At 57.3% G+C, this 19610-nt stretch carries 16 protein-coding genes; 12 read left to right on the top strand and 4 right to left on the bottom strand.

The annotated features are described in order from the left end of the window. Positions 1-18 precede the first annotated feature (18 nt). Positions 19-1401: a Gfo/Idh/MocA family oxidoreductase gene (locus tag HY298_24015; protein MBI3853325.1), complete on the bottom strand. Its 1383-nt coding sequence runs from the start codon at positions 1399-1401 to the stop codon at positions 19-21. 187 nt (positions 1402-1588) lie between these two features. On the opposite strand from HY298_24015, the gene HY298_24010 reads away from it, so the two are divergent. Next, on the top strand, positions 1589-4621 hold the full coding sequence (locus HY298_24010; GenBank protein ID MBI3853324.1) for an ATP-binding protein: 3033 nt from the start codon (positions 1589-1591) through the stop codon (positions 4619-4621). 7 nt (positions 4622-4628) lie between these two features. Then, positions 4629-5255, top strand: coding sequence for a response regulator transcription factor (locus HY298_24005; protein ID MBI3853323.1), 627 nt, complete (start codon positions 4629-4631; stop codon positions 5253-5255). Between the two features lie 410 nt (positions 5256-5665). Here HY298_24005 and HY298_24000 read toward each other — a convergent pair whose 3' ends face one another. Beyond that, the gene (locus HY298_24000) at positions 5666-6010 is read right to left on the bottom strand and encodes a hypothetical protein (GenBank protein MBI3853322.1); all 345 of its coding nucleotides are present in this window, start codon (positions 6008-6010) and stop codon (positions 5666-5668) included. 228 nt (positions 6011-6238) lie between these two features. Beyond that, positions 6239-7375, bottom strand: a complete 1137-nt coding sequence (locus tag HY298_23995; protein ID MBI3853321.1) for a cysteine desulfurase — start codon at positions 7373-7375, stop codon at positions 6239-6241. 94 nt (positions 7376-7469) lie between these two features. Here HY298_23995 and HY298_23990 point away from each other — a divergent pair, with 94 nt between their 5' ends. From HY298_23990 to HY298_23945, 10 genes are all read left to right on the top strand, one after another. After that, positions 7470-7943 carry a glycine cleavage system protein H gene (locus HY298_23990; GenBank protein ID MBI3853320.1) on the top strand — a complete coding sequence of 158 codons (474 nt, stop codon included), beginning with the start codon at positions 7470-7472 and terminating at the stop codon, positions 7941-7943. 77 nt (positions 7944-8020) lie between these two features. Further along, positions 8021-9115 carry a cobalamin biosynthesis protein P47K gene (locus tag HY298_23985; protein ID MBI3853319.1) on the top strand — a complete coding sequence of 365 codons (1095 nt, stop codon included), beginning with the start codon at positions 8021-8023 and terminating at the stop codon, positions 9113-9115. Between the two features lie 48 nt (positions 9116-9163). Then, positions 9164-9568 (top strand): hypothetical protein, encoded by a 405-nt coding sequence (locus HY298_23980; protein ID MBI3853318.1) that lies wholly within the window; start codon positions 9164-9166, stop codon positions 9566-9568. Then, complete coding sequence (locus HY298_23975; protein ID MBI3853317.1) at positions 9565-10428, top strand: ferredoxin family protein; 864 nt, start codon at positions 9565-9567, stop codon at positions 10426-10428. Before HY298_23980 ends, HY298_23975 begins: the two co-directional genes overlap by 4 nt. 8 nt (positions 10429-10436) lie before the next feature. Then, complete coding sequence (locus HY298_23970; GenBank protein MBI3853316.1) at positions 10437-11744, top strand: tetratricopeptide repeat protein; 1308 nt, start codon at positions 10437-10439, stop codon at positions 11742-11744. A gap of 2 nt (positions 11745-11746) precedes the next feature. Then, complete coding sequence (locus HY298_23965) at positions 11747-13072, top strand: radical SAM protein (GenBank protein ID MBI3853315.1); 1326 nt, start codon at positions 11747-11749, stop codon at positions 13070-13072. Positions 13073-13075: 3 nt separating this feature from the next. Beyond that, entirely contained in the window at positions 13076-14803 is a 1728-nt protein-coding gene (locus tag HY298_23960) for a polyprenyl synthetase family protein (GenBank protein ID MBI3853314.1), read from the top strand. A gap of 42 nt (positions 14804-14845) precedes the next feature. Then, positions 14846-15742: a hypothetical protein gene (locus HY298_23955; protein ID MBI3853313.1), complete on the top strand. Its 897-nt coding sequence runs from the start codon at positions 14846-14848 to the stop codon at positions 15740-15742. A gap of 371 nt (positions 15743-16113) precedes the next feature. Then, the gene (locus HY298_23950) at positions 16114-16608 is read left to right on the top strand and encodes a hypothetical protein (GenBank protein ID MBI3853312.1); all 495 of its coding nucleotides are present in this window, start codon (positions 16114-16116) and stop codon (positions 16606-16608) included. Between the two features lie 192 nt (positions 16609-16800). Beyond that, positions 16801-18858: a UvrD-helicase domain-containing protein gene (locus tag HY298_23945; protein MBI3853311.1), complete on the top strand. Its 2058-nt coding sequence runs from the start codon at positions 16801-16803 to the stop codon at positions 18856-18858. Positions 18859-18860: 2 nt separating this feature from the next. Here the strand turns inward: HY298_23945 and HY298_23940 are convergent, their stop codons facing one another. Continuing rightward, complete coding sequence (locus HY298_23940; GenBank protein ID MBI3853310.1) at positions 18861-19589, bottom strand: type II secretion system protein; 729 nt, start codon at positions 19587-19589, stop codon at positions 18861-18863. Between the last annotated feature and the right edge of the window lie 21 nt (positions 19590-19610).

Raw genomic sequence — 19610 nt, 5'->3', positions numbered from 1 at the left:
GCTCCCGGTCGTGCTGCCTCAATACTCGCGCTTCTTGGTGATTCCCGGCATCGGGACCGGATACTTGCCGTCGGAGCCTGCTGGCAATGGCGCGGGCGAATCCATCGTGAACTTGTCCACATCGGGCGCGTATTCGTGCTCGTGATTCAACATTTTGTCGAAGGTGATCTCCTGTCCGGTATGGGCAGCCATGCGGCCCATCGAAGTCGTAACGCTGGCTTCGACGCCGCGCGTCACTTCGTTGTGGGGTTTGTTGTTGCGGATGGCGTCAATCAAGACGTTCCATTCATTCTGATAGGGATCCGACCGGTCTTTGGAGGTCCAGACGAGTTTGGAGCGATCCATGTCCTGGCCCTTGTAAGTCCGGGAAGGCTGGCCCATGTCGGCGTGATCGGCCAATACCGCGATGCCTTTGGTGCCGTGCGCGTAGCTTGAGTAAATATCGTTGCAACCGTTCATGCAGCGTCCGTCCATGATGAACTTGCTGCCATCGGCGAATGTGTATTCCGCTGAATAGGTGTCGAAATTCTGATCCACGTAAGTGATTCCCTCGGGACTTTGCCGATAATGGCGGCCGCCAAGCGACTGCACCTTGACCGGCCAGCCGTTCTTCATCCAACAGCAATGGTCAATGTGGTGGATGTAAAAGTCACTGTAGTTTCCGCCGCTCGCCCACAGGAAACTGTGGAAGCGCTGGATCTGGTAGAGCAGTTCGCTGATGCCCGGCGGCTTCGGCAGCGAATTGAAAAATCCGACGGGGCCGTGCATCCGATAGCCGCGCATGAGAATGATGTCGCCGATCTCGCCGTCCTGAATGCGCTTATGCACTTCCTGCAAACCAACGGTGTGACGTGACATCAGGCCCACTCCGACTTTGAGGTTCTTCGCTGTCGCTTCTTCTGCGAGCTTGATCATGCGGCGGGAAGTCGGACCATCCGCCGTCAGCGGCTTTTCCATGAAGACGTTGAGGTTCTTCTCAATGGCATAGGTAAAATGCACCCAGCGGAAGGCCAGCGGGGTCGTAAAGATCGCCACATCGCCCGCCTTCAAACAATCCATCGCCTTCTTGTAAGCATCGAAGCCGATAAATTTGCGGTCTGCCGGCACATCCATGTGATCCGAGTACTCCTTGGAAATTCCTTCGTAACTGGCCTTGAGGCGGTGTTCGAAAACGTCGGCCATGGCGACCAGTTTAATGGGGCCGTTCTTTACGGAGAGCGCATTCCGGGCGGCGCCGCTGCCGCGACCGCCACAGCCGATGAGGGCGATCTGGATGGTGTTGTTTTCCGCAGCATGGACATGCGGAATGGCCATACCTGCCAAGGCTGAAGCGGCGGCAAGCTTGCCAGTGTTCTTGATGAATTCGCGGCGCGTAGTGAGATTATTCGTAGATTCGTTCATAGCAACATCTTCCTGACGATGACGAGGGATTGTCAATTCAAGAAATTTTCACCCGAGCATCCTGACTGGGCGAAGATGTCAGCGACGGCAGAAGGCCCGGTTGGTGACGGCGGGAAGCGGCGGAGGCGCTTGCTTCGCCGGACCGCTCAAGGCAAGCTGTGCTCCACCCGATATTATGCGGCTTAACATGAGCGACGAACTGCCGGAAAAATCGAACCTGCCGAATCAGAAGTGGATTCTCGCAGCCGCGCTGCTTTGGTTCGGCGCTTTCGCCGCTCCCGGCCCGGCGGCCGCTGCGCCGCCCTACACCATCGATATCTGGGATAGCGGGAAGGGCTTGCCGCAGAATTCCGTCATCGCGATGACCCAGACCCGGGACGGGTATTTGTGGCTGGGAACGGTGGATGGGTTGGTGCGCTTCGATGGAGTGCGCTTCACCGGTCTGGATCAGAGCGATGCGTCCATGCTCAACAACGGTGCCATCGTCAGTCTCTTTGAGGACAGTCACGGCAACCTTTGGGTCGGGACCGATACTTCCGGCATCGCGTTGATCAAGGATGGACACGTCAACTTTCCAAATCTCGGACCAGGAAATGAGGCCGGACACCTCACGGGAGTGTGTGAAGATTCCACTGGCGCCATCTGGCTGTTTACAGCGGCGGGCCAATTATATCGCTACCGGAACGGCGCCATTGAAAACGAAAAAACCTTCGCGCAACGATTCAGCCGCTGTCGTCAGGTCATTCAAGAACATTCAGGGCTTGTGTGGGTGGGAGTGGACTGGGGAATGTTCGGCTTGGACCCGGCCACGACCGCGATGCAACCTCAATTTCTGCCCTTCAACAAACTGGATTACCTGATGGCCAGCCGCCAGGGCGGTTATTGGCGACTGGCGGATGGACACATCCAGAAATGTCACACCAATCATGTTGACCGCGACTGGTCGGGGTATCCGTGGAACAACGTAACGGTCTCCAGTGCCTGTGAGGATCGGCAGGGAAATCTCGTCGTCGGCACGGTCGGCGCCGGGGTGTTTTGGTTTGACACGGAAGGCAAGGCCACGGCGCTATCGACGAATGAGGGTTTGTCGAACAGTTACATTCTTTCCCTTTGCGTGGATCGGGAAGGAAGTCTTTGGGTGGGCACGGATGGTGGCGGGTTGAACCGAGTCAAACGGAAGATCTTCGACACGGTGGAGGAAACCCGCTCCTCGGTGGTGCAATCAGTTTGGGAAGACGACGGCGGTCTCTGGATCGCATCGAACACTGGCGTGAGCCGGCGGAGGGATGGAGCGGTGCAACAATTCGCGATGACCGCGAATCAAATTGTCGCGTTGAATATCCCCGTGCGCGCGGTCTTTGTGGACCGGGCACGACAGGTTTGGACGGGTATTTCCAGTCTCTTCAGCGGACTCTTTCGGCTACAAGAGGGTGTATTCCAGCAAGTGGCTGGACCTCCCGAAGTTCAACAAGGGGTACTGGCTATTCATCAGGACCACCGAGGGGATTTGTGGCTGGGCACGCCGGGCGGTCTGGTGCGCTGGAATGGGCGCGAGTGGAACGTGTTCAACATCACCAACGGGTTGTCGGCGAACGTCGTGCGGGCAATCGCCGATGATTCCGAAGGAAACCTTTGGATCGGCACCGTGGGGGGAGGCGTGAACCGGTTGCGCGACGGCCAGTTTACGGCTTACCGCCAGTCAACCAATGGTCCGCCCAGCGACAGTATTTCCTCGTTGTGTGTGGATCGCGACGGCGTTTTGTGGGTCGGGACCACACGCGAAGGTCTGGCCCGGTTCCACGACAACAAGTGGACGCGCTATTCCAAACGTGAAGGGCTGGCCAGCAACAGCCTCGCCTATCTGCTGGATGATGCCGAAGGAAACTTGTGGATCGGATCTTACACCGGTCTCATGCGAGTTCCCCGGACACAGTTGAATCAGTTTGCTGAAGGTTTGACGAACACCATCAATTCCCGTTTGTACGATGTTGCGGATGGACTGCCCACCACCGAGTGCACTTTCGGCTCGCAACCGGCGGCGTGCCGCGGGCGCGACGGAAGACTTTGGTTTCCGACCATCAAGGGCTTGGTGTCCATCGATCCGCGTCGCCTGCAGCCCAACACCAACCCGCCGCCGGTGGTGATCGAGTCGGTACTGGTGGACGGTGAGGAGAAGAACACAAACCACCTCGTCTCCGGTTGGTTGCAAGAGCTGACGGTGCCGGCGAGAAACGAGAGCTTGGACATTTATTATACCAGTCTCAACCTCGCCGCGGCTGATGCGGCCCGATTAAAATTCCGACTTCGGCTGGAAGGACATGAGACGACATGGACTGACGCCGGCAAAGATCGCGTCGCACGCTATCCCAAACTGCCGCCCGGTCGTTACCTTTTCCAGGTGATTGCCTGCAACGAAGACGGCCTCTGGAATCAAGAAGGAAGCAGCCTGGCGGTGATCGTCTTGCCACCGTTCTGGCGCACATGGTGGTTTCTTGGTGCCACAGCGGCGTTCCTGCTCGGAGCAGTCATTACCATGGTCCACTATCTCTCAACCCAGAAACTGCACCGTCAACTGGAGCACTTGCGGCAACAGGAGGCACTGGAAAAAGAACGCGCCCGGATTGCGCGGGACATCCACGATCAAGTCGGCGCCAGCCTCACCCAGGTGTCGCTGCTGGGCGAGTTGGTGGAGAGTGATAAAGATTCTCCGGAAGAAGTTGAAGCCCATGCCCGGCAAATTTCGCAGACGGCGCGGGACACGACGCGCGCGCTTGATGAGATCGTCTGGACGGTCAACCCCTCGAACGACAGTTTGGATGGGTTGATCACTTATGCCTGCAAATACGCCCAGGAATATCTTGCCGTGGCTGGATTGAGTTATCGGCTGGACGTGCCGACGCAACTGCCCGCGGCGCTGATTTCCCCTGAAGTGCGGCACAATGTCTTCCTCGCCTTCAAGGAAGCCATCACCAACGTCGTCCGTCATGCGCACGCCTCATCCGTCCTGTTAGGGTTGCGGTTGGAGGCCGACCGTTTCACGCTGGAGATCGAAGATAACGGTCGAGGCATCGCGGGCATGAATGAAAAGGCGGCTCAACTAAGAAACGGATTGCGCAACATGCGCAAACGGATGGAGGATATCGGCGGCAAGTTTGCGATCAGCCCCGCACCGGCGGGCGGTACTGTGGTGCGACTGACGGCGCCAATCAAGGACCACTGAATAAAAAATGGCGATCACCGTTTCCATCGTTGAAGACAATGACCAGTTGCGAGGCACGCTCGCCCGTGTGATCAAGCGCGCCGAGGGGTTCGAATGCTTGAGTCAATACGCCAATGCCGAGGCGGCTCTGGAAGCCTTGCCGACGGAGCGTCCGAACGTTGTGTTGATGGACATCAACCTTCCGGGCATGAACGGGGTGGAATGTGTCCGACGGTTGAAACAAATCAGCCCGGAGATCCTGGTGGTGATGCTCACGGTTTACGAAGATACGGAGAACATTTTTAACGCGCTGGCGGCAGGCGCGTCCGGTTACCTGCTCAAGCGCACCAAAAGCGCCGAGTTGTTGGAAGCCATCCAGGAAGTGATTCGGGGCGGTTCGCCTATGACGACCCATATTGCCCGCAAAGTCGTCCAGTCTTTTCAGCAGTCCAGCGCTTCCGCTCAATCCACCGAGAACCTGTCACCGCGCGAACAGGAAGTGCTCGACTGCCTCGCCAAAGGGTTTCTTTACAAGGAAATCGCCGAGAAGCTGGGCATCAGCTACGAAACGGTGCACACCTACATTCGACGCATCTACGAAAAGCTCCAGGTTCGCACCCGGACTGAAGCGGTCGCCAAGTTCCTGCGGCGTTAACCGGGATTTCCTCGGGATTTCGGCACTCGGAGTTCGCCTTTTGGAACAAGCTTGTCCCCACAACTGGTGACTAGCGGGGCGAACGGCTTCGAGTATTCTCATGGTGTGTTGACGATGCGAAAGCGCAGTTCCGTGTGTGAAGTAAGAGCGTATGTCTGCGGCGCTGCATCTGACAATGGATCTTCGTAGCCAGCGCAGTTGCGAAGCGATGTTTTTGAGCGCTTTGTTCTCGTTGTTTGGGGAAGGCCGGGTGAAAGCCCGGCCTTCTTTTTTTACCAACTTGGCTTCAACCCGTATCGATTCAACGTTCACCAGTGGATAATTGACAACAAATCACCCGCAACTCTGGCTCATTGCCCTGGAGTTGCGGGCGAGATCTAAAAGGCTTGTGGTAAAACCCCTGCAAATAATTACTTGGCCAGTTCGATCTTGGTGACCGTCAGCACTTTCTTGCCGTCTTCGTTCTTGACCGTGCCGGTGGCGGTGACCTTCTTGGCTTCCTTGCAGATGTTGTCATGGAAAGCCTTGCTCACGTCATTTTGGGTCAGGAAGTAAGTGACCTTTTTACCGTTCTTTTCGGTCACTATGACATTGTGGCATTTTTCGGTTTCATGCAGCGCGCACTTGCCGCACTTGCCTTCCCCGGTGATGGTGACTGTCTTGTCCTTGCCTTTTTCCGCCGCAAAGGTGGGCGTGGCGAGCGCGAGCAGCAACAATCCGGCGACGCCAGTGATGAATAATGATGTTTTTTTCATGGTTTAATTATTTGGTTTTGGTTACGGAACGACATTGAGACTATCATCGCCCGGTTTTCATTCAATCAGAATTAGTGCAGCGGACGACAATTCCCGTCTAACCCATTCAATTTGTGCGAGTTCAGAGACGTCACCTTGGTGGTAAAACGATTGACACCCGCGACTAACACCCTCTTTTCCAAACCAGTTTCAGCATGAACCAACCGCAACATGTGATTGTGCGGAAATTCACCGCTGACGAATTCCCTCGCAAGCTTTTGTCAGACCTGTGGCCAATGCCCGCCATTCCTCTTCTGTCGTTTCCCAACCGCTGCTGAAACGCAGAACCCGCCCCGCTTCCGCCGGCGAACAGCCCATAGCCGCCAGCACATGCGACGGCGCTTCCTTGCCACTCGAACACGCTGAGCCGGTGGACACTGCGAATCCCAGCTTGTCGAGCTTCACGACCCATCGTTGCTGGCGATCAGCCTCAGGCATCAACGCTGAAACGGTATTCCAGAGCCGCGGCGATCCAAGCCCAACCACTTCCGCGCCCGGCAACGATTTCAACAATCGTTCCCCGAAAGCATCGCGGAGCTTCGCTCTGCTTTTGTGTTCGCCTTTCGTGAGAGCGGCTGCCCGCGTCTCCAGCGCTGCGAGCATCGAGAGAACGCCCGCCACGTTCTCCGTCCCGGCTCGACGGCCATCCTCCTGCGGCCCCCCGCGCAGCAATGGTTCGACACGACCCTTCGCCGGGCACTTCAAAAAGCCGGCTCCTCTCGGTCCCCCAAACTTATGCGCCGCGCCGCTGACGTAGTCGCACTCGCCGAGTCCGCCAGCCGGCAACTTCCCAATCCATTGCGCGGCGTCGCAGAAGAACGGCACTTCGTATTGCCGGCAGATCGCCAGCGCCTCGCGCCACGGTTGCAGCACCCCGGTTTCGTTGTTTGCCGCCATGATCGCCACCAAGCCCGGACGTGCGTGCGCCATCTCTTCTGTCAACCAGTTCATGTCCACCACGCCCTCCCGTGTGACGGGAATCAGCCGATGCCGCTTCGGGAAGTAATGCTGCGTGGACTCCATCACACACGGATGTTCGATGGCGGAAATCCACACTTCGTCTTTCGCGCCCAGCGTCCGCGCAAAATGATGCAGCACCATGTTGTTGGACTCGGTCGCGCCGGAAGTCCAGACGATGTCGAGCGCGTCGCAGCCGAGGAATTCCGCGAGCTTTTGCCGCGCCTCGTTCATGGCCGTGTCCGCCCGTGCGCCGATACGGTGCGGGCTGGACGGATTCCCGATAAATTTCTCGGTTGCCTCCAGCCAGACCTGTCGCGCTTCCGGCAGCATCGGTGTCGTGGCGTTGTGGTCGAAATAAATAATCACCGGTTCACATGATAAATGCAGCGCGGCGGTTGACGAGCCTTTTGTGAACGCGCTTGCGCCTGATTCGCCATTCGCTACCGTGGCGACGGAACAAATGGAAGCCGACAAGCCAAAAACCCTTCACTACAAACGCTCGCGCTTCGTCACGCAACTGCCGTTGGACTTTTCTTACAGCTCGTCGCACGCCTGGCTGGCGCGCGCAGCCGATGGCAAATGGCGGATCGGCATCACCAAATTCGCCACCCGTATGCTCGGCGAAATGGTGGATCACGGATTCGAAATTCCGCCGGGCGCGCCGGTCCAATGCGGTCAAATCATTGGCTGGGTCGAAGGCTTCAAGGCCATCTCCGATATTTTTTGCGTCGTCGATGGAGAATTCTGCGGTGTCAATCCCACCCTAAAACAGAAAATCACGCTCGTGAATAAGGATCCTTACGGCGCGGGTTGGCTGTATGAAGCGCGCGGCCAACCGGATTCAAAGTGCCTGGATGTCCACGCCTACACAGCCTTGCTCGACAAAACCATCGACAAAATTCTGGAAAAGCAGAAGGCTGAAGAAATCAAATGAGTGCAGGCCAACAACCAATCGGCAAGGGACGCGTGATCGGATCAACGAACTCCGCACTCCTCAAGGCCCGTTACATCATGATTGGCGGCTTTCTTGGTGCGGGAAAGACGACCTCGGTCGCGAGACTTGCTGACCGTCTCACGAAGCAAGGTCAACGCGTCGGCCTCATCACAAACGACCAGGGCAGCGAACTGGTGGATACCGCCATGCTGCGCTCAAAGGGTTTCGCGACTGAAGAAATTCCCGGCGGTTGCTTTTGTTGTCGGTTCAACTCACTCGTGGACGCGGCGAACAAATTAACCGCCGACTCTCGCCCCGATGTCTTCATCGCTGAGCCGGTCGGCAGTTGCACCGACCTCGTGGCGACGGTGACTTATCCGCTGCGTCGGATTTACGGCAACCGTTTTTCCATCGCGCCGTTGAGCGTGCTCGTTGACCCGGTTCGCGCGCTGCGGGTATTTGGTTTGGAAGAGGGCGGCAGGTTCTCCGACAAGGTGCTTTACATCTACCGCAAGCAACTCGAAGAAGCCGACCTCATCGTCATCAACAAGTGCGAGCTGCTTGATGAACCACACAGTGCGACGCTGCGGGAAGCATTGACTCAGGAATTTCCGAAGGCCCAATTGCTCGAAGCCTCTGCTCGTACCGGAGCGGGGCTGGAAGCGTGGTTCGACCGCATCGCGGCCACCGACCAGCAGGCGCGCTCGACGATGGAAGTGAATTACGAAGATTACGCTGAGGGAGAAGCGCTATTGGGTTGGCTTAATTGCACAATACGCCTGACGTCGAAGAAGGCGTTCGATGGCAACGTTGTTTTGAAGCAGCTTGCCGGCAATCTGCAATCGCGGCTGAACGCCGAACGCGCCGAGGTCGCGCACTTGAAAATGACGTTCAGCCCCGACGAAAGTCTGGGCGATCTCGCCGTCATCAATCTCGTGCGGAATGATTTCGTGCCGGAACTGGGACAAGAACTCGCGGAGCCGGTGGAGAGCGGCCTGCTCATCATCAACCTCCGGGCAGAAGCGTCACCGGAGGCACTGCGCAGCGCCGTCGAATCCGCCCTCGGGCAAATCGCAGAGCAAAGCCAGCAACTCCTTGCAAAGCTGGAGCACCTGGAACATTTCCGCCCCGGCAAGCCGACGCCGACGCACCGCATCGTCGCACCGGTTTGATGAAATGTTGCAGCCCGACGTAACAATGTTAGACTTGAGGAGCAAATCATGACACCGCCGCGCATTTTGTTTTGTAACTGCACCTACGCCCAGGTCGTCCCCAAAGAGGTGAAGGCAGCGGTGTTGAAAAAACTCTGCGATTCCGGTGTCGCGTTCGATGCTGTGGCCGACCTCTGCGAAATGTCCGCCCGGCAAGACCCGTCATTGAAACGACTGGCCGAAGGCGGCGCGGTGAAGATCGCCGCCTGTTATCCGCGCGCGGTGAAGTGGCTGTTTCACGCGGCCAAAGCCGATTTGCCGTTCAATTCTACTGAGGTGTTGAACATGCGTGTGCAAAGCGCGGAGGAAGTTTGTGCGGCGCTGTCCAACGGCGGGTTGAAACCGAACCTGCCCGCCGGCAAAGTCACCAAGCCGGGCGCTGAAGAATTGCCCAAGACCGAAATCGCCGCATGAGCCTCAAAGACCAAACCACTCTCCGCGTCGTCCTCTACGAAGGCGACGGCGCACAACCGCTCGAAGCCACCGACCGCTTCGCCGCGATGACCGCACTGCTTGAAAAGGGTTTCGCCGTCACGCGCGTGGCTGGCGAGGGCCGCGTCGCTCCCGCCGACCGCACCTCATTGCTCGTGATGGGCCGATTCAACGGCGGCCGCGCGCCGCTGGGTGAAGACGCCGATGGCCGGGTCAATCTTCGTTTTCAAGATGTCACCGGCTTCGACTCGAACCGCATCACCGAGACGGTTGAATCCGTTCGCCTCGAGACCAACGCCGCAAAACACGGCGACTGGAAGCCGTGGTTCCCCGTCATCGACTATGACCGCTGCACGAATTGCATGCAGTGCCTGAGCTTTTGTCTTTTCGGAGTCTATGGCGTGGACGAGGAGCAAAAGATTCAAGTGCAGAGCAACGACAATTGCAAAACCAACTGCCCGGCCTGCTCGCGCGTCTGCCCCGAGGCCGCCATCATGTTCCCCAAATACAAGGCCGGTCCGATCAACGGTGACGTCGTGAGTGATGCCGACCTGAACCGCGAGAAGATGAAGATCGACATCTCCGCGCTGCTCGGCGGCGACGTTTATGCGATGCTCCGCGAACGCAGTGAAAAGGCGAAGTCGCGATTCTCGAAGGAACGCGATGCGGACAAAGCGCTCAAAGAACGCCAGAAATGTCTGGTGAAACTCGCGCAATCCGGCGACATCCCGCCGGAAGTTTTGATGAGCTTGCCATCTCCGAACGGAATCGCGCGTCGAGCGGACGAGGCGAAAGCCAAAGCGCAGGCGGCGTTGTCGAGTAGCCTGAAAAGGTCAGCGTAATCCTCGTTATGCGATTGCATCAACTTGCTTTGATAACGTTCATGGCAGCCTATGCCTGCTCACCCAGTCATGCCCTGTTCGGCTTTCCCGAAACCCAAAAGGTTCCCATCGACCGGCTATTCACAAATCTTCAGCAACGCTTTGTGAAGAACACGAATGCTTTTGAAACTATTTATCACCTTGCCCGTCTGCATTCGATGGCCTACGCGACGAACCTCACCGAGGTCAATGTGACTAAGAAAGATGAGAGTCCTGTCTTCTATTTTCCTGGATCAGACGCCGGCGTGCCGCGAAGCGTGCAGACTAAACCGACATCGCAAGAAAAACGAATTGCACTTGAGCACCTGACTAATGCGATCGTGCTCTATGAACGAGCGATCGGATTACTGAAGAAGTCCACGAACGTTTTTGAGCAGCAGTGGCTGGTTCTGCCTCTTGAACTGGGGCTGGCTTGGTGTCTGGATCAGTCAGGAAAGCGAGATGAGGCGTTGGCCGCATATCGCAAAACGCTCAGCATTGCATGGAAGCGCGAGGTCACCGGCAACTTCGACTTGAAACAGTGGATTGAAGACGTGTGGGACGACGTGCGGTCTGGAAGAAACCCAATTCATAGCTCCAGGCAAGGATCCCTCGGGCCGGGTGTGTGCTACAGCGACGAAGTCATCAGCTACATGTTGAAACTCCTCAATCCCGTAAAGGACGCAAGGGAGATCGCTCAATTGAAAAAAGACCGACAGAAACTTCAAACGATGAGTCGTGCGGTAACGCCAATCCTCGTTCCGCTTGAGACCAATACCTCATTGACCGAACTCACGGACCCTGATGCTCAAGTGTCATTCGATCTCGACGGCAGCGGACGGCCGCGAAAGTGGGGGTGGATTACGCCAAAGGCAGCGTGGCTTGTATTTGACGCGGACGGTACCTGCCGGATTACTTCCGCCTTGCAAATGTTTGGTAGCGTGACGTTCTGGATTTTTTGGTGTGACGGCTATGATGCTCTCTCTGCGCTCGATAGTGATGGCGATGGCGTCTTGCGAGGCAAGGAGCTTCGAGGTTTAGCGCTTTGGCGAGACCTCAACTGTAACGGCGTGAGTGAGCCGGGCGAGGTTCGCCCTGTCGAGTTCTATGGGATTAGGGCCATCGCTTGCGAGAGTGTTGGAAATCACTTTGGCATTTCGTGGAATCCGCAGGGTGTCACGTTTATCAATGGCGAATCACGCCCGACGTACGATTGGATCGCCTCAAGCCCTTCTGTTGAACAAATCATGGACGAAAGCCAGCCGGATAATCATAGAACACCGGGCATCACACATTGAAAATGCTTCCTACCCTCGCCATTCGCACCCTGCGCTCCGCCGACTTCCGCTGCATTCGGAAGTTTGCCTGGAACTTCGGCGTGAAAGGGGTGTTGTCGGTCGAGAAGTTCAAGCGGCGCATCAAGCGTGGCGAGTATTTCCCGCCGTTCCTCTACGTCTCGATCGTCAACTCCTGCAACCTTCGCTGTCAAGGTTGCTGGGTGGACGTGGAGGAAAAGGACGCCATCGATCTCGACACGCTCAATCGCACCATCACCGACGCCAAGCGACACGGCAACGCGTTCTTCGGCATCCTCGGCGGCGAGCCGTTCATGCACCCGCAACTGCTTGACCTGCTCGCGGCACATCCGGACTGCTATTTCCAGCTTTTCACCAACGGCCAATTCATCACCGAGAAAGTCGCGAATCGCCTGCGCGAGCTGGGCAACGCCACGCCGCTGGTCAGCATCGAGGGCCGCGAAATAACCAGCGACGAGCGGCGCGGCAAGAAGGACGTGTTCAACAAAACCATGCGCGGGCTGGAACATTGTCTGCGCGCCCGGCTTCTCACCGGTGTGGCCACGAGCGTCTGCCAATCAAACATCGACGAACTGCTGACCGAATCGTGGCTTCAGGAACTCATCAATCGCGGCGTGCATTACGTCTGGTATCATACTTACCGGCCGGTCGGACCGAAGATGAATCAGCAGCTCGCTTTGCGCCCCGACCAACTCGTGCGGACACGCAAGTTCGTCGTCGAGATGCGCGCGAAGATGCCGATTGCGATCATTGACGCCTATTACGATCACGACGGCCAGGCGCTTTGCCCGATGTCCACGGGCATCAGTCATCACATCAGTCCGCGAGGTGACATCGAGCCGTGCCCGATCATCCAGTTCGCCACCGAATCCATTCGTGACCCGCGCGGCATCTTTGAAACCATGCGCGATTCGGCATTCCTGAAAGACTTCCGTGAACTCAGCGCCAAACACACTCGCGGTTGCGTGGTTTTGGAGCGGCCCGACCTTGTGAAAGAACTCGTCGCAAAACACGGCGCACGCGACACGACGGCCCGTGGCACGGCGATGGCCGAGTTGGAGGCCATGCAGCCGCGTTTCAGCCAGTGGTTGCCCGGTGAGGAAGTGCCGGAGAAACATTGGATGTATCGGCTTGCCAAAAAGTATTGGTTCAATGATTTTTCGGCTTACCGAAACGTTGACCACCAAGCCACGGCCAAGGCACGCGCATTGAAAACAAGTCTCGACCCCGCGGCATCGATTGTGGATAATGCCACACGCATAACCAGAGGGAATGAAACAAAAAGGCCGATGGAACGTCTTACAAAGTGATTTATGGAAACTGCGACCCTTGTCATTCCGCGCCCCGTTCCTCAGCAGCGCGTTCGCGCGCCCAAGAAAAATATTCCTCAGACCACAATTGAGCGGGCGCACATCCTGCAACTCGTCCGCCATTACGTGGCTGAATACAATCCCGTGCCGCCGCTGCCAGCGGACGAACTAAAAGTTCACGCGGACAAAATCGTCGCGATGCTCAAGTGCGACGCCATTTATCGCGACTACATCGGCGTGCTCATCAACAACGAAATGTGGCGCGAAGCACTGGCGTCCGTCCCATTTGAACGGCGACTGCTGCTGCTCCCGAAATGTTTGCGCGTGGAAAGCAAGTGCCCCGCGCCTTTCGACGAATTCGGTCTGCTCTGCAAACAATGCGGGCTTTGCTCCATCCAGGATCTGCAGGCGGAAGCGGAAAGGCTCGGCTACGCCGTGCTCGTCGCGGAAGGATCGGCGATCGTCATGACGTTGATTCAAACCGGCAAGATCGAGGCCATCGTCGGGGTCAGTTGTCTCAGTGTGCTGGAGCGGGCGTTTCCTTACATGGAAGCGGCAGCGATCCCGGGTGTGGCGGTGCCGCTTTTGCAGGACGATTGCATCGATACGACGGTCGATCTGGACTGGGTCTGGGATTACCTCCACCTCACGAGCGATGACAAAACGCGGCGGCTTGATCTCGGCGCGCTGCGGGATGAAGTCGATTTCTGGTTCACGCCGCCGTCCCTCGCTCTCATCATGGGCAACGCGGAGGGTGAGACCGAGAGAATTGCCCGCGAGTGGCTCATGCGCGCCGGCAAACGTTGGCGGCCGTTCCTCACCGTCGCCGCTTTTCAAGCGTTGCGCGAAACGCCCGGCGAGAAATTGCCGGAGGACATCCGCAAAATCGCCGTGGCCATCGAATGTTTTCACAAAGCGTCGCTCATCCACGATGACATCGAAGACAACGACAGAATTCGTTATGGCGAAAAAACGTTGCACGAGGAGCACGGCGTGGCTGTGGCGCTTAACGTCGGGGATTTGCTCATCGGCGAAGGTTACCGCCTGATCGGCGCGTCGCGGATTTCGGGTGAACAAAAAGCTGAAATGCTGCTCGCGGCGGCGCAAGGCCAGCGCCAGCTTTGTCGCGGTCAGGGCGCGGAGTTGTGTTGGGCGCGCAAGCCGGAGCCGTTGACGCCGTTGCAGGTGCTCGACATTTTCCGGCAAAAGACCGCGCCCGCGTTTGAAGTGGCGTTGCGGTTGGGTGCGCTCTATGCGGGCACGGAACAGCACGAGGAAGTTTCGGACGCGCTCGCGGCTTACAGCGAAGCACTCGGTATCGCGTATCAAATCCGCGATGACCTGAGCGATCTGGGTGACAAGGGCGAAACCAATGACATCGCGGGGATGCGCCCCGGCTTGTTGTTGGCAGTGGCTTATGAACGCGCGACTGGCGAGAGGAAACAAAGTCTCGAATTGCTCTGGCGCCGTTCCCCTGAAGCTGGACTGAACACCGAACACATCGAAGCGCTTTACACTGAGTTGAAAGCCGATGAGCGCGCCCGCACCTTGCTGGAGACTTACAAAGAGGAAGCTATCCGTTCGTTGCGCGACCTGGAGAATCCGAATTTAAAAGGCCTGCTGCGGCGCGTGATCGGAAGGATTTTCAACGACACGGAAATCAAGGGCTGGTGCAAGGAGTTTGAGCAGAAGAATGCGGCGAACCGTCTCGCGCCGGTGGCGGTGGAGTGAACACGCGCGAAACCGGATCGGCTCCGGCGGTCATCGCTTCTCATGAGCCTGCGCCTCGAAATGCTGCAAGTCGCCCGACTTGCGCCGAAGTTGCTCGGTGATTCCACGGAATTGGTCGCGAAGTTTCTGCACGGCCAGCAAAACGCCGATGGCGGTTTCAAGGACCGTTCCGGGCGCAGCGATCTCTATTACACTGTATTCGGTCTGGATGCGCTTCTCGCGCTGCAAGTAGAATTGGCTGTCGCCCGTGTCGAAAATTATCTGCAGAAATTTGGCGCCGGCGACGGATTGGATTTCGTTCACCTTTGCTGCCTGGCCCGCGCCTGGGCGGCCTTGGGAAACTCTGGCGCGCCCGTGTCCCGCTCCGGCGCGCTGGCTGAAACGATGATCCACCGCGTCGAATCATTTCGCGCCAGGGATGGAGGATATCATCCGGTTGCCGGAAGCAATTCCGGCACGGCTTACGGTGGCTTTCTTGCACTGGGGGCCTATCAGGATTTGAAGGTTGAATTGCCTGAACCGCTGCGCCTCGTGCAGTCGTTGAAATTTCTGGAGATGCCCGACGGTGCGTGGGCCAACGACCGCAATGTGAAGGTCGGAGCAACGAATGCCACCGCCGCCGCCCTAACCATTCTCCGAAATCTAACGGTGCCGGTGAATCAATCGGTGGGCGACTGGCTGCTGGCGCGTTGCCATCCCGACGGCGGCTTTCTGGCCGTGCCCAATGCGCCGATTCCTGATTTACTGTCCACCGCCACGGCCTTGCACGCGCTGGCGGGAATGGAAGTTTCCTTCGCGCACGTCAAAGAAAAATGTCTCGATTACATCGACACGCTCTGGACCAACGAAGGCTCGTTTCACGGTCAATGGGCCGATGACCACCTGGACACTGAGTACACGTTTTACGGCCTGCTGGCTTTGGGACACTTGAGTCTGTAAGCCGTAGGCATGCGGTCGGGAAATTTCCCCGGAGTCACGGCTCGCCCCGTGGAAAAAACGCGACATCTACTGCGGTAGCTACGAACGCTATTCCACAGGGCAAGGCCGCTCGCGCAAGGGGGCGCGGGCTTCAGTCCGCTTCGATGTGGTTGACGGTTTGGCGTTCGATGCCTATCGATTGTAATCAAATTGAAGCGGAATAAATTCCGCGCTCCATTTCGCCAGCAGCCTCACTGTGACTTCCGCGAAATTTCCCACGTACATGGCTACAGCCAAATCCGGCTGGACGTGGCGCGTAGAAAACGCTAGATGACACTGGCATGAACCCAGATCGACAACAATTCTTCCGCATACCTAATCGTTAGCCCGCTATGCGACACGCCAAAACAATCGTCATTCTGATTCTTGCTGCGTCGCTTGCAGGGCTAGGGTATCGACTGTTCCTCTACACGCCGACAGAGTTCAGCCAAGTTGACGTTGCAGCGTTCGAGTCCGATGTGACTGAAACATTAGTGAGAGAGCTTCTTCAGCACGTCGGGACAAACCAGGCGTCTGTCTGTTTTCTGGCTTTTGGTCATCGGCTGACACCTCCGAGTGACGCTTTTCTCAGTAGGTTCGCTGGCCATCTGCCGCCGCTCAGGAGCTATGCGGCATCGAGAGTTTCTCCCTCAGGGGATATTCTTGATTCTTCCAGCGGGAAGGTTGGCGTCATAATTCAGGTCGCCAAGATTGAGCGGAAGAGCGATGGCGAGTTTGAGGCGGAGGCGGCACTGTCGAATCTTCCAGCGAGCAGGAATCGCTTCATTTACACTGTCGTCCAGCGCGATGGTCGCTGGATGATCAAGAGTCGGAGACCCTATGGTTAAGCGGCCTAACACGGCGCGAGTCGGTTGGAAAACTCGCGCGCACTGAGCGGAGAAAAAGTTTTACCGGTATTCCCGTTATTAAGTTAACCGTGTTTTGTGGAAGATCCGATTGCTGCAGGAGGGTTCTGAGAAGATGAGGTGACGCGCGCTTCTCCTTGCCTTCACTTTCCAGCGCACTACACTCCGGCGCGCATGTTGAATTTAAGTTCGCTCAATCCCCAGCAGCGGCTCGCCGTTGAGACGATCAATGGCCCGCTTTTAATTCTTGCCGGCGCGGGGACCGGCAAGACGCGGGTGATCACGCATCGCATCGCACATCTGATCGAACGGGGCATCGCGCCCGGCCGCATTCTGGGCGTCACCTTCACCAACAAGGCCGCGCGCGAAATGCAGGAGCGCGTGACAAAGTTGATTCCTCGGAGCGTAAGGCCGCCGTCGAGTGCGGATTCACGCAACACGCAACACGCAACACGTCCCGACCGCCCCACCGTCTGCACGTTTCATTCGCTCTGCGTCCGGATTCTGCGCCAGCATATTCATCGGCTCGGCTACAAAAAGAATTTCGTCATTTACGATGAGGCGGAACAGCTCAGCGCCATCAAAAAGATTCTCAGCCACATCTCCACAAAAGGAGAAAAGACCGACCCGGCAGCGGTCCTGAGTTTGCTGAGTCGTTACAAGAACGGCGGGACGCCGGCGGCGGCGTTTGGCGACCCGAACGTGACCGCGCTGGCCGAGCATGTTCGTTCCCGTTATGAAACCGCGTTGCGCGCCTGTAACGCGGTGGATTTCGACGATTTGATTCTGCTGACGTTGAAACTGTTCACCGAGCATCCCGACGCCCTCGAGGCCTGTCGCGAGCGATTTCGTTACGTGATGGTGGATGAATATCAGGACACCAACGCCGCTCAGTTCAAGCTCGTGCATCAACTGACGCGCGAACATCGCAACCTGTGCGTCGTGGGCGATGACGACCAGAGCATTTACGGCTGGCGCGGCGCGGAAGTCGCCAACCTGCTCGATCTGGAAAAACATTATCCGGAAGTCAAAGTCATCAAGCTCGAACAAAACTATCGTTCCACCGCCACGATTCTGAGCGCCGCCAATGCCGTGATCAAGAACAACGCGCGTCGCCGCGGCAAACATCTCTGGTCGCAAAAAGGTCAGGGAACAAAAATCACGCTGCACGTCTTCACCGATGACGAAGAGGAAGCCCGCACCGTGGTTGAACTGATTGATTACGCCCGCCTCGCCCAGCGCATTCCGTGGTCGGAGCAGGCGATTCTCTTTCGCACGAACATTCAGTCGCATCCGCTGGAAACCGCGCTGCGCCAGGCCGGCGTGCGTTATCATCTGATCGGCGGGCAGAGTTTTTTTGACCGGCGTGAGGTCCGGGATTTTCTGGCGTATCTCAAAACGTTCGTCAATCCGCACGACGACGTGAACCTGTTGCGCATCGCCAACGTGCCCGCGCGCGGACTCGGCGATGTGACGATGGAACGTTTGCTCGCGGCCAGTCAGGAAAAGCATTGCTCGGTCTATGCCGCCATGAAGCATACCGACGTGCAGGCCACGTTTACCTCCAAAACGCGCGAGAGTTTGCAGGCGTTCATTGAATTGATCGAAATCACGCGGGCGAGTTTAGCGAGTGAGCAAACGGTTTCCTTGCAAATCTGGGCGGAAAGTTTTCTGGAAGAAACGAGTTATTGGAACGAACTGCGGCGTTCGGAAAAGAACCTCGAGACGGCTGAGAATCGCGTTCGCAATCTCAAGGAGCTGGTCGCCACACTCGACAGCCAGACAGCCGCCACCGCGCCGGCGGCGAAACGACTCGAAACGTTTCTGGAAGACTTGATGCTCGATGCCGACCGCGAGGAGGAGAAGGACAATGAAGGCGATGCCGTGACGTTGATCACCATTCACAGTTGCAAGGGATTGGAGTTTCCGCACGTCTATATCGTCGGTTTGGAGGATGGTCTCCTGCCTCATTCTCGTTCCAAGGTGGAAGGGACGCTGGACGAAGAGCGCCGGCTGTTTTATGTCGCCATCACGCGCGCGATGCAGACGTTGACGCTCAGTCATTGCGGCGGCCGCAAGAAATACGGACAACTGATGCCGTGTCATCCGTCGCCGTTCCTCAAGGAATTGCCGCCGGAGTTGGTGGAAATGGCGGATGAAAAGGCGAAGCAACCGGTGACGGTTGATTCTGGAAAAAATCTTTTTGCGGCGATGCGTCTGGCGGCTAGTTGAGATCACCAGGCATTCCAATAAATACCCGATTGGAAGGCCCAGTAATTCGTCATTTTGGCAATCGGCTTCCACGACACCGAGCCATCCAGGTAACCGACGTTACCACCGGCGGCACCGACTTCCTTGGACGTTTTCCCGCCCACATACATGAAGACATTGCCCGCCTGTTTGATGGGACCGCCGCGTCCGTGCGGTGCCAAAGTCCAGCCGGGACTCTTGTCCCACGCATTCAAGTCCGCCGCCAGGACAAGTTGTGGGTCATCCGTCAGTCTTTGCGGGGAGATCCATTTGGGATTCGGCTCGCCCGCCCACGGTTTTTTACACGCGCCGTTGTAGCTGTAGCCGATGACGTACCCCACTCCGGGGTAATAATATTGGAATTGATTGATGAAACTTGGACAACTGCTCATGTTGCTGCTGCTGTAATCCCGGATGGCGTTGAACGTATTCGTGCCCACCCAAATCGTGTGAGTTGCGCCATCATCGCGAACTCCGGAAGGGAGCTTTTGATTGTTATCGTCGCCATACATGTGGCACGCCAACCCAAGCTGACGCAGGGCGCTCTGACAGGATGCGCGACGGGCCTTCTCCTTGGCGTTGGCCAGCGTCGGCAACAACAGCCCGGCAAGAATCGCAATAATCGCAATCACCACCAGTAATTCGATCAGTGTGAAGGCCAGTTCACGGGCTGGCGAAGCGCGGAGAGGAACGATGTTCAGCGGCGGTTCCATCAATGTATTTGGTCGCATCAA

Source organism: Verrucomicrobiota bacterium (assembly GCA_016200005.1).
Classification (GTDB): Bacteria; Verrucomicrobiota; Verrucomicrobiia; order Limisphaerales; family PALSA-1396; genus PALSA-1396.
The sequence above is the reverse complement of the archived record's forward strand: the minus strand, read 5'-3'. Positions and strand labels throughout refer to the sequence as shown.